Source organism: Pseudomonas sp. BCA17 (genome assembly GCF_004519405.1).
Lineage (GTDB): Bacteria > Pseudomonadota > Gammaproteobacteria > Pseudomonadales > Pseudomonadaceae > Aquipseudomonas.
This window is the reverse complement of the sequence record NZ_SGWI01000002.1, coordinates 338,043-354,006: the sequence shown is the minus strand read 5'-3', so window position 1 is coordinate 354,006 and position 15,964 is coordinate 338,043. Positions and strand designations below refer to the sequence as shown.

The following is a 15,964-nucleotide window of genomic DNA, read 5'->3' as shown; positions in this document are numbered from 1 at the left end:
AGATATGGATAAACCGTGACCGTTTCTCTAAGTCGTCTCGAGCGCCAGCTCGGCTACACCTTCAAGGACCAGGAATTGATGGTCCTTGCCCTCACACACCGCAGCTTTGCAGGGCGTAATAACGAGCGCCTGGAATTCCTCGGTGATGCCATCCTCAATTTCGTTGCCGGTGAGGCGCTGTTCGAGCGCTTCCCGCAAGCCCGTGAAGGCCAGCTGTCGCGTCTTCGCGCACGACTAGTGAAAGGCGAAACCCTGGCCGTGCTGGCCCGTGGTTTTGGCCTGGGTGAATACCTGCGCCTGGGTTCCGGTGAATTGAAAAGTGGCGGTTTCCGCCGCGAGTCGATCCTGGCCGATGCCCTTGAGGCGTTGATCGGTGCGATCTACCTCGATGCCGGCATGGAAGCGGCGAAGGAGCGCGTCACTGCCTGGCTGACCTCCGAGATCGAGAGCCTGACGCTGGTCGACACCAACAAAGACCCCAAGACCCGCTTGCAGGAGTTTCTGCAGTCGCGCGGTTGCGAACTGCCACGCTACGAAGTGGTGGATATCCAGGGTGAGCCCCATTGCCGCGTATTCTTCGTGGAATGTGAAATCACCTTACTGAACGAAAAAAGCCGAGGCCAGGGTGTGAGCCGTCGTATTGCCGAACAGGTAGCGGCCGCTGCAGCACTGATTGCCCTGGGCGTGGAGAATGGCCATGACTGATTCAACCGCAACACGCTGTGGCTATGTTGCCATCGTTGGCCGCCCGAACGTGGGCAAGTCCACGTTGCTGAACCACATCCTCGGCCAGAAGCTCGCGATCACCTCGCGCAAGCCGCAGACTACCCGCCACAACATGCTGGGCATCAAGACCGAAGGCAACGTGCAAGCGGTCTACGTCGACACCCCCGGCATGCACAAGGGCGGCGAGAAAGCCCTCAACCGCTACATGAACAAGACCGCCTCGGCTGCGTTGAAAGACGTCGACGTGGTGATCTTCGTGGTCGACCGCACCAAGTGGACCGACGAAGACCAGATGGTTCTTGAGCGTGTGCAGTATGTCACCGGCCCGTTGATCGTCGCCCTGAACAAGACCGACCGCATCGAAGACAAAGCCGAGCTGATGCCGCACCTGAGCTGGCTGCAGGAACAACTGCCGAACGCCCAGATCATCCCGATCTCGGCCCAGCACGGTCATAACCTGGATGCACTGGAGCGTGTGATCGCCGAGCACCTGCCGGAGAACGAGCACTTCTTCCCGGAAGACCAGATTACCGACCGCAGCAGCCGTTTCCTCGCCGCCGAACTGGTGCGCGAGAAAATCATGCGCCAGATGGGTGCCGAGCTGCCCTACCAGATCACCGTGGAAATCGAAGAGTTCAAGCAGCAGGGCAAGACCCTGCACATCCATGCGCTGATCCTCGTTGAACGTGATGGCCAGAAGAAAATCATCATCGGCGACAAGGGCGAGCGCATCAAACGCATCGGCACCGAAGCGCGCAAGGATATGGAGTTGCTGTTTGACTCCAAGATCATGCTCAACCTGTGGGTGAAGGTGAAGGGTGGTTGGTCCGATGATGAGCGCGCCCTGCGTTCCCTGGGCTACGGCGACCTGTAAAGGGGCGTAGTGATTGGCGGGCTTGCTGTGGCGAGTGAGCTTGCTCCCGCTGGGCCGCGAAGCGGCCCCAACAAGGTCGACGAGTTATTTCAGGTATGACTCGGTGGCTGCTATAAGGGACTGCTTCGCAGCCCAGCGGGAGCAAGCTCCCTCGCCACAGAAGCCTCTCCTTCTTCAGAGATTCCCCGTCTCATGTCCCAGCTCACCAGCCAACCCGCCTACGTCCTGCACAGCCGCGCCTACCGCGAAACCAGCGCCCTGGTGGATTTCCTCACGCCCCAAGGTCGCCTGCGCGCGGTATTGCGCGGCGCACGAGGTAAGGCGGGCACATTGGCGCGGCCATTCGTGGCCCTGGACGTGGAGTTTCGCGGCAAGGGCGAGTTGAAGAACGTCGGCCGCATGGAGAGCCTGGGCACCTCGGCCTGGCTCAACGGCGAAGCGCTGTTCAGCGGCCTCTACCTCAATGAACTGCTGATCCGCCTGCTGCCCGCTGAAGACCCGCACCCGACGGTCTTCGATCACTATGCCGCGACCTTATTGGCGCTCGGCGAAGGGCGTCCCCTCGAGCCGCTGCTGCGCGCCTTCGAATGGCGTCTGCTCGACGACCTGGGCTACGGCTTTGCACTCGCCAACGACCTGCACGGAGAACCCATTGCCGCCGACGGCATGTACCGCCTGCAAGTCGACGCCGGCCTTGAGCGTGTGTACCTGCTGCAACCCGGTCTGTTTCAGGGCACCGAACTGCTGGCCATGAGCGAAGCCGACTGGAGCGCCCCCGGCGCCTTGTCTGCGGCCAAGCGCCTGATGCGCCAGGCCCTGGCCGTGCACCTGGGTGGACGGCCACTGGTCAGTCGCGAGTTGTTTCGAAAGCCCTGACAACCCCGTGTATGCTGTGCGGCGTTTCTTTCCCTTTTCAGGAGCGCTTCCGTGACCACCAGCAACCGCATTCTTCTTGGCGTCAACATCGACCACGTCGCCACTCTGCGCCAGGCCCGGGGCACCCGTTACCCTGACCCGGTCAAGGCCGCGCTGGACGCTGAAGAAGCGGGCGCCGACGGCATCACCGTGCACCTGCGCGAAGACCGCCGTCATATCCAGGAGCGTGACGTGCTGGTGCTCAAGGACGTGCTGCAAACCCGCATGAACTTCGAAATGGGCGTCACCGAAGAAATGATGCAGTTCGCCGAACGCATCCGTCCGGCGCACATCTGCCTGGTGCCGGAAACCCGCCAGGAACTGACCACCGAAGGTGGCCTCGACGTGGCCGGCCAGGAAGCACGGATCAAGGCTGCCGTGGAGCGCCTGTCGAAGATCGGCAGCGAAGTCTCACTGTTCATCGACGCCGACGAGCGCCAGATCGAAGCCTCACGGCGTGTGGGTGCACCGGCGATCGAACTGCACACCGGCCGTTATGCCGATGCCACCACGCCGACCGAAGTGGCCGACGAACTGCAACGCATCATTGACGGCGTGAGCTGCGGCCTCAAGGAAGGTCTGATCGTCAACGCCGGCCACGGCCTGCACTACCACAACGTCGAAGCGGTGGCCGCAATCAAGGGCATCAACGAGTTGAACATCGGCCACGCCCTGGTGGCCCATGCGCTGTTCGTCGGCTTCAAGGGTGCCGTGGCCGAGATGAAAGCCTTGATCCTGGGCGCCGCCAAGGCCTGACCGCCGATCACCCTGTAGGAGCGAGCTTGCTCGCGAAGGTCGTTAACGATGACGCGGGAAGTCTAGCTCCCCGAGTTGTCCTCGGGTCTTTCGCGAGCAAGCTCGCTCCTACAGGTTTCACCCGCGTTTCGGCCATGCGGCAATGCGAAGTCTTACTGTTTAGACCCTGCAGGTGTATCGTATCTGCCCTTTGCAGGCCCCTGGCCTGTGGCAGATACGTGAGGTTGTTGTGTCCCGATCCTTTTCCCGTCGACAAATCCTGGGTGGCCTTGCAGGCCTGGCCGTAGTCGGTGTGGGCGCCGGTGGCGCCTACCGCTACTGGCTGGGGAAAGTCGCCGAGGCTGAGGCAGGGCACGACTACGAGCTGATCGCAGCGCCCCTGGACGTGGAACTGGTACCGGGGCACAAGACCCAAGCCTGGGCGTTCGGCCCTTCGGCACCGGGCACCGAGTTGCGCGTGCGCCAGGGCGAATGGCTGCGGGTGCGCTTTATCAACCACCTGCCGGTCGCTACCACCATCCACTGGCATGGCATTCGCCTGCCGCTGGAAATGGACGGCGTGCCGTACGTGTCTCAGCTGCCGGTGTTGCCGGGTGAATACTTCGACTACAAATTCCGCGTACCCGACGCCGGCAGCTACTGGTACCACCCCCACGTGAACAGCAGCGAAGAACTCGGCCGTGGCCTGGTCGGCCCCTTGATCATCGAAGAACGCGAGCCCACCGGCTTCAAGCACGAACGCACCCTGAGCCTGAAAAGCTGGCACGTAGACGAAGAGGGTGCCTTTGTTGCCTTCAGCGTGCCGCGTGAGGCGGCGCGCGGCGGCACTGCCGGGCGCTTGTCGACCATCAATGGCGTAGCCCAGGCGGTGATCGATTTGCCGGCGGGGCAGATCACCCGCGTGCGCTTGCTCAATCTTGATAACACCCTGACCTACCGGCTCAATATTCCCGATGCCGAAGCGCAGATCTACGCGCTGGACGGCAACCCCATCGAGCCGCGCCCGCTGGGCAAGGAGTACTGGCTGGGTCCTGGTATGCGGATTTGCCTGGCGATCAAGGCGCCTGCGGCGGGTGAAGAACTGTCCATCCGCAACGGCCCGGTGCGCCTCGGCACCTTCCGCTCGGTGGCCAACACCGACGCGCCGACCGAGTGGCCACCGGCCTTGCCTGCCAACCCGATCAGCGAGCCGGACCTGGCCAACGCTGAGAAACTCAACTTCAATTTCGAGTGGGTTGGCACCGTGTCGGTGGATGACGGTAAACCACCGAGCTTGTGGCAGATCAACGGCAAGGCCTGGGACATCACCGACAAGACCTGCGCCGACCGCCCGATTGCCAAGTTGGAAAAGGGCAAGAGCTACATTTTTGAATTGAAGAACATGACCCAGTACCAGCACCCGATCCACCTGCACGGCATGAGCTTCAAGGTGATCGCTTCGAACCGCCACAAGGTGATCCCATACTTCACCGACACCTACCTGCTAGGCAAGAATGAGCGTGCCCGTGTGGCATTGGTGGCGGATAACCCGGGTGTGTGGATGTTCCACTGCCACGTGATCGACCACATGGAAACCGGCCTGATGGCCGCTATCGAGGTGGCGTAATGCGCCAGATTCGCCCCGCAGCGATTATCGACCGCAGCCGCGACCAGGACTTCATGCGCGAGGCCCTGGCCCTCGCCGCTCAAGGCGCAGCACTGGGTGAGGTGCCGGTAGGCGCGGTGCTGGTGCAGGACGGTGAAGTCATCGGTCGCGGTTTCAACTGCCCCATCAGCGGCAACGACCCCAGTGCCCACGCCGAAATGGTCGCCATCCGCGCCGCTGCGCGGGCGATCAGCAACTATCGGCTGGTCGGCAGCACCCTGTATGTGACCCTGGAGCCATGCAGCATGTGCGCCGGCCTGATCGTGCATTCACGCATTGCGCGGGTGGTGTACGGTGCGCTGGAACCCAAGGCGGGAATCGTGCAAAGCCAGGGGCAGTTTTTTACCCAGGGCTTTTTGAATCATCGAGTGTTGTTTGAAGGTGGGGTGTTGGCGGAGGAGTGCGGTACCGTGCTCAGCGAATTCTTCAAGGCCCGCCGGGCCAAACCTCAGATTTAGCCGATACCTGAAGTCTAATGTGGAAGGGAGCAAGCCCCCTGCACATGTCGGTCTTCAGTTATTCAAGCGGGCCGGGCTTACTTCCTGGCGATGATTACCGCGCGCATCGGCGCAGGCAGCCCTTCGATGGTCTTGCTGTGATCCTGCGGATCGAGGAAATCACTCAACGACTGATACTTCATCCACTCCGTCCCGCGCTGTTCCTCCACGGTGGTCACGCTGACATCCACACAGCGCACATCAGTGAACCCGGCACGTCGCAACCACAGCATCAATGCCGGTACCGATGGCAGGAACCAGACGTTGCGCATCTGCGCGTAGCGATCTTCCGGCACCAGCACCTGCTGCTGATCGCCTTCCACCACCAGGGTCTCCAGGACCAATTCACCGCCTTTGACCAAGGTGTCCTTCAGCGCCAGCAAATGCTCGATCGGCGAGCGGCGGTGATAAAACACACCCATGGAGAACACCGTGTCGAAGCCTTCCAGATTCGCCGGCAGGTCCTCGAACGGGAAGGGCAGATGCCACGCTTTGGGTTCGGACAAGTAACGCTGCACCGCTTGGAATTGGCAGAAGAACAACCAGTTGGGATCCACGCCTATTACGCTGTCGGCCCCGGCACCGAGCATGCGCCACATGTAGTAACCGTTGCCGCAGCCGACATCGAGGATGCGCTTGCCTTTCAGATTCAGGTGCGGTGCAACCCGCGACCACTTCCAGTCAGAACGCCATTCGGTGTCCACATGCACGCCGAACAGATGGAACGGGCCTTTGCGCCATGGGCTCAAGCCCATCAACGCGGTGCGCATCTGCGCACGGGTGGCGTCGTCGCAGTCGGTGTCGAGCGTCAGGCCATTGAGCAAATCCACTTCGCTGGGCTGGATGGCAGGCAACGCATCCAATGCGCTCTGCCAACGCTCCAGGTCGCCATGACCCTTTTCCATCTTGCTATCGAGTTGCGCTTGCAGGCCCTGGGCCCACACGGCCAGGGGAGTGCCGACCAGATGGCGGGCGAGGGAGGACAGATCAATCATGGCAAGGCAATCAACGAGGCAAAGTTAAGACACTGGAACCACGGCACGACTTTCGAGAACCCGGCGGCCAGCAGGCGTTCGCGGTGTTCTTCGAGGCTGTCGGGCTTCATGACGTTTTCGATGGCGCTGCGCTTCTGGGCAATTTCCAGTTCGCTATAGCCGTTGGCGCGTTTGAACGCGATGTGCAGGTCGGTGAGCAACGCATGTTCTTCAGGATCGTTGAAGCGCAGCTTTTCTGAAAGGATCAGCGCGCCGCCCGGCAGCAGCGACTGGCGGATGCGCGTGAGCAGGGCCAGGCGTTCGGCGGGGTCGATAAATTGCAGGGTGAAGTTCAACGCCACCACCGAGGCCGGCTGGAACTGCAGCGCGAGGATATCGCCGTCGATGACTTCAACCGGCAGCAGTTCCTGGAACATCGAGTCCTGGCCATTGAGGTATTCGCGGCAGCGCTCGACCATTGCCGCCGAGTTATCCACAGCGATCACCCGGCAACCGTCGGTGCGCACATGGCGGCGCAGGGCCTGGGTCACCGCTCCGAGGGAAGCGCCCAGGTCGTAGAGCACACTATTGGGTTGGGCAAACTGCGCGGCGAGCACGCCGAGGTTTTCGACGATGGTCGGGTAACCCGGTACCGAGCGCTTGATCATGTCCGGGAACACCCGCACCACGTCCTCGTTGAAGGCGAAGTCCGGCACCTGGGGCAGGGGCTGGGCGAATAGGCGATCGGGTTCTTTGCTCACGGTTGTTCCGGCGACGATAGGGGAAAGGCCGGCATTTTAGCCAAGTTGGCCCTCGTGTGCGCGGGTTGTCTGATGGAAAGCCGATGCCGTGATGCCCCACTGGCCAAGCCAGTAAGTGACGATCAACAGATACGGCGCCGCCTCAAACGACACGACGAACCGATTGATGCCAATCAGCGTATCGGAAAACACAAATGACACCGCCCCTGCTGCTGCCAGCAGTGCCGAGCGTTTCGGCACGTCGCTGCCCAGGCGTGCCAGTGCACGCCAGAGCATGGCGCTGATCACCGTTGCGTAAACCACCACCGGTATCAGCAACTCCCCCAGACCGTGGGCAATCAGGATGCTCAACAACACAACCCCCACACCCAGCGCCAAGATCAACGGCAGCAGCGCCAAGCGGCGGCAATCGCTGAAATAGGCCTTGAGATACGCCAGGTGCGCGAATAGAAACGCGCCGAGGCCAAAGATAAACAAGTCGCCCGGCCAGGCGAGCAACACATCGCCCACCAGGGAAAAAATCAGCCCCAGGCTGATCCAGCGTCGATAGTCGGTGGGCGGCGCATCATGCAGCCAGCCCAGCAGTGCGAGCACCGGCATGGGTTTGACCAGCAGGCACAATAACGTCGCGTGGGTGGTCAAGCCGTAGATAAAGGTGCCGGCGCCCATCAGCGCAAGAATCAGCCATGGCATATCAGTTCACCGTAATGGCGCAGTCGAACGTTTCAGCGGGTTCGGCTTCCGGTTCCCAAGGTTGCTGGGAGGTCAGGCGCAGACGGCCCTGGCCTGCTGCAAAAGCCTGGAAGCGCCAAGTGGACTGGCCGCCGCCGCCGATCACGCCGGATTCCGCGCTGCTGTAGACCTCCGGGCTCAGGGCGCGCAGCACGCCGCCGGCGGAGTCCTGGATGGCCCAGCGGTAGCCGGTGGTGGGGTTGCTTGGCAGGGTGAGGATCAGGTTTTGCCCGGATTTAAGCTGAAGCGGGCAGGCACCCTGATTGTCCACGGTGACATTTTGCTTCGGCGCACTGGCACACGCGGCGAGCAGAGCAAGGCTCAAGGGGAGTAGCAGGCGGGCAGCGGTCATGGAGGCTCCGTTCATTTACGACGAACGGCGAGCATAACCGAAGATGAGACAAGGTGTGACAAGGCGCGGTTTTGTGTCGGTTGGACGGGCTTCTTCGCAAGCCCGCTCCCAGATTCGGCCGTATTCCAAAGGATGTACTGGGTCAAATAGGGGGCGGGCTTGCTCACGAAAGGGCCAGCTCAGGCGCTATATCACTATCAGAACAGCACCTTCGCCACATCCGCAAAGCGCTTGGCAAAGTGCACGGTCATGCCTTCCTTCAAATACTCCGGCAGTTCTTCAAAGCTTCCGCGATTCGGCTCCGGCAGGATCAGTTCATGGATCTTCTGACGCCGCGCCGCGATAACCTTTTCGCGCACCCCGCCAATCGGCAGCACGTGCCCGGTCAACGTCAGCTCACCCGTCATCGCCACGCCTTTTTTCGGTGGCTGGTTACGCGCCAGCGACAACAGCGCACTGGCCATGGTCACGCCGGCGCTCGGGCCATCTTTCGGTGTGGCGCCTTCCGGTACGTGCAGGTGCACGAAGGCTTCGTCGAAGAACTTCGGGTCACCGCCAAACGACTTCAGGTTCGAACTGATGTAGCTGTAGGCGATTTCCGCGGATTCCTTCATCACTTCACCCAATTGCCCGGTGAGCTTGAAGCCGCGATTGAGCGTGTGGATACGTGTCGCCTCGATCGGCAAGGTCGCGCCGCCCATGCTGGTCCAGGCCAGCCCGGTGATCACCCCGGTGCCGGACAGCACTTGCTCGTTACGGAACACCGGCATGCCCAGGGAGCTTTCCAGGTCCTTGTTACCGATCTTGATCACCGAATCCGGCTTGTCCAGAAGCTTGACCACCGCCTTGCGCACCAGTTTGCCCAGCTGTTTTTCCAGCTGGCGCACCCCGGCTTCTCGCGCATAACCGTCGATCAACGCGCGCAGTGCGCCGTCGCTGATGGTCAGGCTGTTTTTTGCCACGCCGGCTTTTTCCAACTGCTTGGGCCACAGGTGGCGCTTGGCGATGGCGACTTTTTCTTCGGTGATATAACCCGACAGGCGGATTACTTCCATCCGGTCCAGCAAGGGGCCGGGGATCGAGTCCAGGGTGTTGGCGGTGCACACGAACAACACCTTGGACAGGTCCAGGCGCAGGTCCAGGTAGTGGTCGAGGAATTCGACGTTCTGCTCCGGGTCGAGGGTCTCCAGCAGGGCTGAAGCCGGATCGCCCTGGAAGCTCTGGCCCATCTTGTCGATCTCGTCGAGCATGATCACCGGGTTCATCACCTCCACATCTTTCAATGCCTGCACGAGCTTGCCCGGCAGGGCACCGATGTAGGTACGGCGGTGGCCCTTGATCTCGGCCTCGTCACGCATGCCGCCGACGCTGAAGCGGTAGAACGGCCGGCCCAGGGATTCGGCGATGGATTTGCCCACACTGGTCTTGCCCACGCCCGGCGGGCCGACCAGCAGCACGATGGAGCCGGCGACTTCGCCTTTGTAGGCACCCACCGCGAGGAATTCGAGGATACGGCTCTTGATGTCATCCAGGCCCGCATGGTGCTTATCCAGCACCTTGCGCGCGTGTTTCAGGTCGAGCTTGTCCTCGCCATACACGCCCCATGGCACCGACGTCGCCCAGTCGAGGTAGTTACGCGTGACGGCGTATTCCGGCGAGCCGGTTTCCAGGATCGACAGCTTGTTCATTTCTTCGCTGATGCGTTTCTGGGCCTGGGCCGGCAACACCTTGCCCTCCAGGCGCTGCTCGAACTGCTCGACGTCGGCACTGCGGTCATCTTTGGTCAGCCCCAGTTCCTGCTGGATGACCTTGAGCTGCTCCTTGAGGAAGAACTCGCGCTGGTGCTCGCCGATCTTGCGGTTCACTTCGGCAGAAAGCTCTTTCTGCAGGCGTGCGACTTCCACTTCTTTACGCAGCATCGGCAGCACTTTTTCCATGCGTTTAAGCATGGGCACGCAGTCCAGCACTTCCTGCAGTTCGTTACCGGTGGCCGAGGTCAGCGCAGCGGCGAAGTCGGTCAGTGGCGATGGGTCGTTGGGGCTGAAGCGGTTGAGGTAGTTCTTCAGCTCTTCGCTGTACAGCGGGTTGAGCGGCAACAGCTCCTTGATCGCATTGATCAGCGCCATGCCATAGGCCTTGACCTCGTCGGTCGGCTCGCTGGGCTGGTGGGGGTATTCAACTTCCACCAGGTACGGTGGGCGGTGGTGCTTGAGCCAGGTCTTGATGCGCACGCGGGTCAGGCCCTGGGCGACGAACTGCAGCTTGCCGTTCTCGCGGCTGGCGTGATGCACCTTCACCAGGGTGCCGTACAGCGGCAGGCTGGAGGTATCGAAATGACGTGGATCTTCGGGCGGCGTATCCATGAAAAACAGGGCCAGTGAGTGGTGCTCGGATTTGCTCACCAGCTCCAGGGTTTCGGCCCACGGCTCTTCATTGACGATCACCGGCAACACCTGCGCCGGGAAGAACGGCCGGTTATGGATCGGGATGATGTAGACCTTGTCCGGCAGGTTCTGCCCAGGCAGGGCCAGGCCGGTGTTGGACGACGGTGTTTCAGCGTTTTCGGGGTCGGCGTAGTCGTTGATATCGTAATCAGGGAAGGCTTGCTGGTCGCTCATGGGGCACCTGCATCAGTAAGTATGCAGGTTAGATGGGGCGGGGTAGCGGTGGTTTCAATGGCGGGCAGCCGTTAGCAACAAATTGCATGAAATTATTGTATCGACCTCGGGCGAGGTGGCACGGGCGAACCCCCTCCCACGTTTGGGTTATGTCGGGTCAGCTGATTTTGTGCAGATAGGCGGGCAATGGCTGCTCGGGCAGCACCGACAGCACTTTCAGACGCTGCAACATCCGCTGACGGGCGCGTTGCAGATGCTCACGCAGGTTGAGTGCCGCCGCATCGAACGCGCCGTGCAGCAGCAACTCCAGAATCAACCGATGTTCGGCCAACATCGCCGGATCGGCGCCGATCCCCAGCAAACGGTAGAAGATCCGGCTGATGATCATCGGACTCTGGCCCTGGCGGATCAGCGCGGCAATCTTACGGTTTTGCAGGCCGGCCAGGCAGTGCTGGTGCAAGTCCTCTTCGATCTGCTCGATGGCTTCCAGGCTGCAGTGGGGGGCGTTCTGGGCGTCCAGCACGCGCTGCAGCATGGCTTCAAGCCGCCCGCGATCAAGGTGGGGCGCGCTCTGGCGCAGGGCTTCGGGCTCCAGGCAGGCGCGCAGTTCGTAGTCTTCGGTGACTTCGCGCGCGGTCAAAGGCCCCGCCAGCCATTGTGAGTAGGGCTCCTTTTCCACCAGGCCACGGTCGCGCAGGCGCATCAGCGCTTCACGTACCACGGCGCGGCTGACGCCGTAATGGTCGGCGGCGGCCTGTTCATCCAGGCGGTAGTGGCCGAAGGCGATGCACGTGGAGAGCGCCGCGCCGATTTCTTCGACGATGCGTTCGCCCAGTGGCCGCGTGTCCACCAACTCGACTTCGTCATCGAGCCCCAGGTGCGCATGGCTCAAGGGCAGGCGTAGCGGCTCCATGGCCAGGCCTTCGGGGTTGATCAGATAGCCGCGACCGTTGAAGCGGCAGATCAAGCCTTCGGCATGCAGCAGGTCCAGCGCCTTGCGCACCGGTACGCGACTGGTGCCGAACAATTCGGCGAGTGGCGCTTCCAGCAGAACCAGCCCGTGGCGGGCGGTACCGCTGACGATCGCGTCACGCAACACTTGGTAAATCATCGCGTAGCGGGAGGCCGAGGCGGGCACTGCTTTCATCGCGTTCTCTGGACAGGTAGGGCGGTGGCTGGGGATTCTCTCACAGTTACGGCTGTCACTCTGCACCCCGGCGGAGGCACCCTTCTGGGGCCGTGACAGCAGGAATGTTACTTTTCTGCACCAAAATGTACTTGTTTGTAAAACATACATTATTAGGTCCTTGGATTGTCCAAGAGGCCTCGTTTGGCTTTTTTGCTTCCTTCCAAACTCTCTATCCCGTGGTTATTGGCGCAGAACCTGAACGACGCACAAAAGGCGTCTACAAAGACTGGCACGGAATCTGCCTTTGTAAAATGTACATTTTATTAATAAGTACGTTTTATGAGGATCGTTACCATGTCAGACGCCACTGCAATGGCGGAGGCTTTCGCCAGCGGCCGCAGCGATCCGGTAGAGGTGCTCGAACAGGCGCTGGTCCATGCAAGCATGGCCCCCAGCGTGTTTATCTCCCTGACCGTCGAACGCGCCCGTCGCGAGGCCGAAGCTGCCGCCGCGCGCTGGCGTGCCGGGCAGCCCTTGAGCGTATTCGACGGTGTGCCCCTGGCCTGGAAGGACCTGTTCGATGTAGCCGGCAGTGTCACTACTGCTGGCGCCGCCTACCGTCGCAATGCACCTGCCGCCTTGCTCGATGCACCGAGCGTGGGGCTGCTGTGTCGTGCCGGGATGGTCAGCCTGGGTAAGACCAACCTCAGCGAACTGGCGTATTCCGGCCTGGGCCTGAACCCGCATTTCGGCACGCCATACAATCCCCATGGCACGGACCAGCCACGTATTCCTGGTGGTTCGTCTTCCGGTTCGGCGGTGGCCGTCGCCGCCGGGATCGTGCCGATTGCCATGGGCACCGACACCGCAGGGTCCATCCGCATCCCCGCTGCCCTCAATGGTGTGGTGGGTTACCGCAGCAGCAGCCGTCGCTACAGCCGCGACGGCGTCTTCCCGCTGGCTCGCACCCTCGACAGTCTCGGCCCGTTGACCCGCAGCGTGCGCGATGCGCTTGCCATCGATGACCTGCTCAACGGCCGCGTGCAACAGCACCTTCCGCGCAGCCTCAAGGGCCAGCGTTTTGTAGTGGAGCAGGGCGCACTGGAGGACATCGAGCCCGCCGTGCGCAATAACCTGCTGCGTGCGACAGACCAATTGAAAACCGCCGGGGCGATGATCACTGTGCGCCCGTCCGTGACGTTCCAGGCCACGCTGGACCTTATCAAGCACCAAGGCTGGCTCGGCGCATTCGAAGCGTTCGCCCTGCATGAAGCGTTGCTCGACAGCGCCGATGCCGAGCAGCTCGACCCCCGCGTACGCCGTCGCCTCGAAGCCGCACGCGGCTTGCCGGCCAGCCAGCTGATCCATCTGCTCGATGCGCGTCGGCACCTGCAACAACAACTGAGCGACGACCTCGACGGCGCCATCCTGATCACGCCCACCGTCGCCCATGGCGCCCCTGCCCTGGCACCGCTGGAGGCCGACGACGAGCTGTTCGTACAAACCAACCTCGCCACCCTGCGCCTGACCATGCCCGGCAGTTTGCTGGATATGCCCGGCGTCACCCTGCCCAGCGGCCGCGATGCCCTGGGCTTGCCCACCGGGCTGTTGCTCAGCGCCCCGATGGGCGAAGACGCGCGCTTGTTGCGGGCGGCGTTGGCCGTCGAATCCGTACTGACTATTTAAGGAGACACACCATGGCTAAAGACATCCTTTGTGCATTTGGCGTCGACGTTGACGCCGTCGCCGGCTGGCTCGGTTCCTATGGCGGTGAAGACTCGCCCGACGATATTTCCCGTGGCCTGTTCGCCGGTGAAGTCGGCACGCCGCGCCTGCTCAAATTGTTCGAGCGCTACGGTTTGCGCACCACCTGGTTTATTCCCGGCCACTCGATGGAAACCTTCCCCGAGCAGATGAAGGCGGTCGCCGACGCCGGCCATGAAATCGGCGTGCACGGCTACAGCCACGAAAATCCCATCGCGATGACCGCCGAGCAGGAAGAAATCGTACTCGACAAGTCCATCGAGCTGATCACCCAAGTCACCGGCAAACGGCCTACCGGCTACGTCGCACCGTGGTGGGAGTTCAGCAAGGTCACCAACGAGCTGCTGTTGAAAAAAGGCATCAAGTACGACCACAGCCTGATGCACAACGACTTCCACCCCTACTACGTGCGCAAGGGCGACAGCTGGACCAAGATCGACTACAGCCAGCATCCCGATACCTGGATGAAGCCCTTGGTGCGCGGCGAAGAAACCGAGTTGGTGGAGATCCCCGCCAACTGGTACCTCGACGACCTGCCGCCGATGATGTTCATCAAAAAAGCCCCCAACAGCCACGGCTTCGTCAACCCGCGTCACTTGGAAGAAATGTGGCGCGACCAGTTCGACTGGGTTTACCGCGAACACGAACACGCGGTGTTCACCATGACCATCCACCCCGACGTGTCCGGTCGCCCGCAAGTGTTGTTGATGCTTGAGCGTTTGATCGAGCACATCCAGCGCCATGCCGGGGTGCGCTTCGTCACCTTCGACGAAATCGCCGACGACTTTATCCGCCGCCAACCGCGTACCTGACCCCAACCCTGTAGGAGCGAGCAAGCACGCTCCTACAGAAAGCCCACTCCACCTCCCGAGGCGCGACTATGTCCATCTACAACAAGCTTGACCTGACTGGCTGGAAACCCCGGCAACTGACGTCCCAGGAAGTCCGCTTCGCTACCTGGATCGCGTTTTTCGCCTGGGTGTTTGCGGTGTACGACTTCATTCTGTTCGGCACCTTGCTGCCGGAGATCGGCCGGCATTTTGGCTGGGGTGAAGTGGAGCAAGCTGAAATAGCCACCTGGGTGGCGGTGGGCACGGCGGTGGTCGCCTTTGCCATCGGCCCGGTCGTCGATAAGTTGGGGCGACGCAAAGGCATTATTTTCACCGTGGCCGGGTCTGCGCTGTGCTCGGCACTGACGGCCATCGGTGGGGCTTGGGGCAAGTCGCCACTGATTCTTATCCGTTCGTTGGGCGGGTTGGGCTATGCCGAGGAAACCGTTAACGCGACTTACCTGAGTGAACTGTACGGGGCCTCGGAAGATCCCCGGCTGACCAAGCGTCGTGGCTTCATCTACAGCCTGGTGCAAGGCGGCTGGCCTGTGGGCGCGTTGATCGCCGCCGGGTTGACCGCGTTGTTGCTGCCGGTCATCGGTTGGCAGGGCTGTTTCATCTTTGCTGCGATCCCGGCCATCGTGATCGCGATCATGGCGCGCAAGCTCAAGGAAAGCCCGCAGTTCCAGATCCACCAACGCATCAGCGAACTGCGTAAAAACGGCGCGGTGAGCGAAGCGCAAAACGTCGCCATGACCTACGGTGTGGATTACGACGAACACAGCAAAGCCGGCCTCAAAGCTGCATTCCGTGGCCCGGCCCGTCGCGCCACACTGGTGATCGGTGCCGCGCTGCTGCTCAACTGGGCAGCGATCCAGGTGTTCAGCGTGCTCGGCACGTCGGTGATCGTCAGCGTGCACCACATCTCGTTTGAGAACTCGCTGATCATCCTCGTGCTGTCCAACCTGGTGGGGTATTGCGGTTACCTCAGCCACGGCTGGATGGGCGACAAGATCGGCCGCCGCAATGTCATCGGCCTGGGCTGGATGCTCGGTGGGTTGGCGTTTGCCGGCATGCTGTTCGGGCCGAGCAACATGCCGATGGTGGTGGGGCTGTACAGCCTGGGTCTGTTTTTCCTGATCGGGCCGTACTCGGCGGCGCTGTTCTTTATCAGTGAAAGTTTTCCCACCAGCATCCGCGCCACCGGTGGCGCGATCATCCATGCCATGGGCCCGATTGGCGCAGTGGTCGCGGGTTTCGGCGCCACCCAGGTGTTGTCCGCCGGCAGTGACTGGCAGACCGCCGCGCTGTGGTTCGGCGCACTGCCGTGCTTTTTGTCCGGTGCCCTGATGTTTGCCGCGCGGCATGTGCGCCCGGAAACCGTTCAGTGA

General features: G+C 61.8%; 15 protein-coding genes. 9 read left to right on the top strand and 6 right to left on the bottom strand.

Annotation, left to right across the window (positions count from 1 at the left end; all coding sequences use genetic code 11):
* Nucleotides 1–15 precede the first annotated feature (15 nt).
* The 6 genes from rnc to tadA all read left to right on the top strand — a co-directional run bounded on the left by rnc (nucleotide 16) and on the right by tadA (nucleotide 5,374).
* The gene (gene rnc / locus EXW71_RS10470) at nucleotides 16–705 is read left to right on the top strand and encodes a ribonuclease III (RefSeq protein ID WP_033902449.1); all 690 of its coding nucleotides are present in this window, start codon (nucleotides 16–18) and stop codon (nucleotides 703–705) included.
* Nucleotides 698–1,600 (top strand): GTPase Era, encoded by a 903-nt coding sequence (era, locus tag EXW71_RS10465; protein ID WP_016978271.1) that lies wholly within the window; start codon nucleotides 698–700, stop codon nucleotides 1,598–1,600. Before rnc ends, era begins: the two co-directional genes overlap by 8 nt.
* Before the next feature lie 192 nt (nucleotides 1,601–1,792).
* Nucleotides 1,793–2,476 carry a DNA repair protein RecO gene (recO, locus tag EXW71_RS10460; RefSeq protein WP_123714728.1) on the top strand — a complete coding sequence of 228 codons (684 nt, stop codon included), beginning with the start codon at nucleotides 1,793–1,795 and terminating at the stop codon, nucleotides 2,474–2,476.
* Nucleotides 2,477–2,527: 51 nt separating this feature from the next.
* Nucleotides 2,528–3,271, top strand: coding sequence for a pyridoxine 5'-phosphate synthase (gene pdxJ, locus EXW71_RS10455; RefSeq protein WP_123714729.1), 744 nt, complete (start codon nucleotides 2,528–2,530; stop codon nucleotides 3,269–3,271).
* A gap of 229 nt (nucleotides 3,272–3,500) precedes the next feature.
* On the top strand, nucleotides 3,501–4,877 hold the full coding sequence (locus EXW71_RS10445; RefSeq protein ID WP_134658448.1) for a multicopper oxidase family protein: 1,377 nt from the start codon (nucleotides 3,501–3,503) through the stop codon (nucleotides 4,875–4,877).
* Complete coding sequence (gene tadA, locus EXW71_RS10440) at nucleotides 4,877–5,374, top strand: tRNA adenosine(34) deaminase TadA (RefSeq protein ID WP_134658446.1); 498 nt, start codon at nucleotides 4,877–4,879, stop codon at nucleotides 5,372–5,374. The genes EXW71_RS10445 and tadA overlap by 1 nt, the downstream gene beginning before the upstream one ends.
* A gap of 77 nt (nucleotides 5,375–5,451) precedes the next feature.
* On the opposite strand, the gene cmoB is transcribed toward tadA, so the two are convergent.
* From cmoB to EXW71_RS10410, 6 genes are all read right to left on the bottom strand, one after another.
* On the bottom strand, nucleotides 5,452–6,408 hold the full coding sequence (gene cmoB / locus EXW71_RS10435) for a tRNA 5-methoxyuridine(34)/uridine 5-oxyacetic acid(34) synthase CmoB (protein ID WP_134658444.1): 957 nt from the start codon (nucleotides 6,406–6,408) through the stop codon (nucleotides 5,452–5,454).
* Nucleotides 6,405–7,148, bottom strand: coding sequence for a carboxy-S-adenosyl-L-methionine synthase CmoA (gene cmoA, locus EXW71_RS10430; RefSeq protein WP_123714733.1), 744 nt, complete (start codon nucleotides 7,146–7,148; stop codon nucleotides 6,405–6,407). The genes cmoB and cmoA overlap by 4 nt, the downstream gene beginning before the upstream one ends.
* 36 nt (nucleotides 7,149–7,184) lie before the next feature.
* Nucleotides 7,185–7,841 carry a lysoplasmalogenase gene (locus tag EXW71_RS10425; protein WP_134658441.1) on the bottom strand — a complete coding sequence of 219 codons (657 nt, stop codon included), beginning with the start codon at nucleotides 7,839–7,841 and terminating at the stop codon, nucleotides 7,185–7,187.
* A 1-nt stretch (nucleotide 7,842) separates the two neighbouring features.
* Nucleotides 7,843–8,232, bottom strand: a complete 390-nt coding sequence (locus EXW71_RS10420; protein WP_123714735.1) for a protease inhibitor I42 family protein — start codon at nucleotides 8,230–8,232, stop codon at nucleotides 7,843–7,845.
* A gap of 197 nt (nucleotides 8,233–8,429) precedes the next feature.
* Entirely contained in the window at nucleotides 8,430–10,850 is a 2,421-nt protein-coding gene (lon, locus tag EXW71_RS10415; protein ID WP_123714736.1) for an endopeptidase La, read from the bottom strand.
* Nucleotides 10,851–11,007: 157 nt separating this feature from the next.
* On the bottom strand, nucleotides 11,008–11,997 hold the full coding sequence (locus tag EXW71_RS10410; protein WP_134658439.1) for a GntR family transcriptional regulator: 990 nt from the start codon (nucleotides 11,995–11,997) through the stop codon (nucleotides 11,008–11,010).
* A gap of 336 nt (nucleotides 11,998–12,333) precedes the next feature.
* On the opposite strand from EXW71_RS10410, the gene EXW71_RS10405 reads away from it, so the two are divergent.
* The 3 genes from EXW71_RS10405 to EXW71_RS10395 all read left to right on the top strand — a co-directional run bounded on the left by EXW71_RS10405 (nucleotide 12,334) and on the right by EXW71_RS10395 (nucleotide 15,964).
* The gene (locus tag EXW71_RS10405; RefSeq protein ID WP_134658437.1) at nucleotides 12,334–13,665 is read left to right on the top strand and encodes an amidase; all 1,332 of its coding nucleotides are present in this window, start codon (nucleotides 12,334–12,336) and stop codon (nucleotides 13,663–13,665) included.
* Between the two features lie 11 nt (nucleotides 13,666–13,676).
* Complete coding sequence (locus EXW71_RS10400; protein WP_134658435.1) at nucleotides 13,677–14,555, top strand: polysaccharide deacetylase; 879 nt, start codon at nucleotides 13,677–13,679, stop codon at nucleotides 14,553–14,555.
* A gap of 68 nt (nucleotides 14,556–14,623) precedes the next feature.
* A complete protein-coding gene (locus EXW71_RS10395) occupies nucleotides 14,624–15,964 on the top strand; it encodes an MFS transporter (protein WP_134658433.1) in 1,341 nt (446 codons plus the stop codon).

Excerpts from the sequence above, each read along its gene's own strand:
- era (WP_016978271.1), top strand. The coding sequence starts at position 698 with ATGACTGATTCAACCGCAACACGCTGTGGCTATGTTGCCATCGTTGGC.
- recO (WP_123714728.1), top strand. The coding sequence starts at position 1,793 with ATGTCCCAGCTCACCAGCCAACCCGCCTACGTCCTGCACAGCCGCGCC.
- tadA (WP_134658446.1), top strand. The coding sequence starts at position 4,877 with ATGCGCCAGATTCGCCCCGCAGCGATTATCGACCGCAGCCGCGACCAG.
- cmoB (WP_134658444.1), bottom strand. The coding sequence starts at position 6,408 with ATGATTGATCTGTCCTCCCTCGCCCGCCATCTGGTCGGCACTCCCCTG.
- EXW71_RS10425 (WP_134658441.1), bottom strand. The coding sequence starts at position 7,841 with ATGCCATGGCTGATTCTTGCGCTGATGGGCGCCGGCACCTTTATCTAC.
- EXW71_RS10420 (WP_123714735.1), bottom strand. The coding sequence starts at position 8,232 with ATGACCGCTGCCCGCCTGCTACTCCCCTTGAGCCTTGCTCTGCTCGCC.
- lon (WP_123714736.1), bottom strand. The coding sequence starts at position 10,850 with ATGAGCGACCAGCAAGCCTTCCCTGATTACGATATCAACGACTACGCC.
- EXW71_RS10410 (WP_134658439.1), bottom strand. The coding sequence starts at position 11,997 with ATGAAAGCAGTGCCCGCCTCGGCCTCCCGCTACGCGATGATTTACCAA.
- EXW71_RS10405 (WP_134658437.1), top strand. The coding sequence starts at position 12,334 with ATGTCAGACGCCACTGCAATGGCGGAGGCTTTCGCCAGCGGCCGCAGC.
- EXW71_RS10400 (WP_134658435.1), top strand. The coding sequence starts at position 13,677 with ATGGCTAAAGACATCCTTTGTGCATTTGGCGTCGACGTTGACGCCGTC.
- EXW71_RS10395 (WP_134658433.1), top strand. The coding sequence starts at position 14,624 with ATGTCCATCTACAACAAGCTTGACCTGACTGGCTGGAAACCCCGGCAA.